The sequence below is a fragment of the Caballeronia arvi genome, from assembly GCF_001544695.2.
GTDB classification, from domain to species: domain Bacteria; phylum Pseudomonadota; class Gammaproteobacteria; order Burkholderiales; family Burkholderiaceae; genus Caballeronia; species Caballeronia arvi.
The window spans coordinates 1-855 of sequence record NZ_FCOM02000288.1; the positions used below are offsets into that span (position 1 = coordinate 1).

Consider the following 855-nt stretch of genomic DNA (forward strand, 5'->3'; position numbering starts at 1 on the left):
CCGGGCGGGTAGTTTTCATCGAATCAATACTGGTGTGAGATAAAAAACACCATGCGCGTTTCTTCGAGATCTTGCCTCGCGCGACGTCGCCGGCCCGATCCATGCGCGGATACTCGCGAGCGAAAGCGCGCACGTGGTACCGTGGATTTCACGAGGCGAAGGCGCGCTGGAATGAGGGCTACGCCAACCGCGCGCGGAGCTGCGTTTTGGCAGCCGGCTAGCGCTTGATGCCGGGACTGTATGGCTGTCGATGATCCCGCCTCGGCGCGCCCGCTCCTGCCACCGCGTAAGCGCCAAGACTTGACGCGGCCGCAGACCCGGAAAGGCATCTCACGCGAACCGGAGCACCGCGTGGCTAATCACCACGCACGCCGTCGCGATGACCGCGAGCCAGCTTAACGCCCGAAGCGACCAGTGCGCCGAAAGATCCCCGACCGCGCCGCGTTTCGAGCTCAACAGAACGAGCAGGACGAGTACCGGTGTGACGGTCATCCCGTTGACGACCGCGCTCCAATAGAGAGCTTTTGCCGGCTCGACGTGACTTGCAGCCAGCGCCGTCGCGATCGCCATGCCGGCCGCCATGATCGCCGCGAGCAACCCGGCGATCCGCCGGTCGCGCCGCTCGCCGCGCTCCCAGTGAATTGAACTTGCCACGGCCTCCGCTGCCGAACCCGCCAGCGGCGGCAGCGCAAGCGAGGCCGAGCCGAACAGCGCCAGAGCCAAAACGTGGCATGCATAGCCATGGGCAAGCGGCTCCAGCACGCCGGCCATCGGCGAGGTGTCGGCCGCAAACGTGCCGGGAAGGAGATGCAGTGTCGCCGCGGCAGCAATCATCACGCAGATCGAGACCGCATT

Annotated in this window: 1 protein-coding gene; it reads right to left on the minus strand. The window is 65.7% G+C overall.

Going from position 1 to position 855, the window contains the following annotated elements; all coding sequences use genetic code 11:
• Nucleotides 1-330 precede the first annotated feature (330 nt).
• Nucleotides 331-855, minus strand: a 525-nt coding sequence (locus AWB74_RS44955; RefSeq protein WP_143749559.1) for a divalent metal cation transporter, incomplete at its 5' end; no start/stop codon positions are given.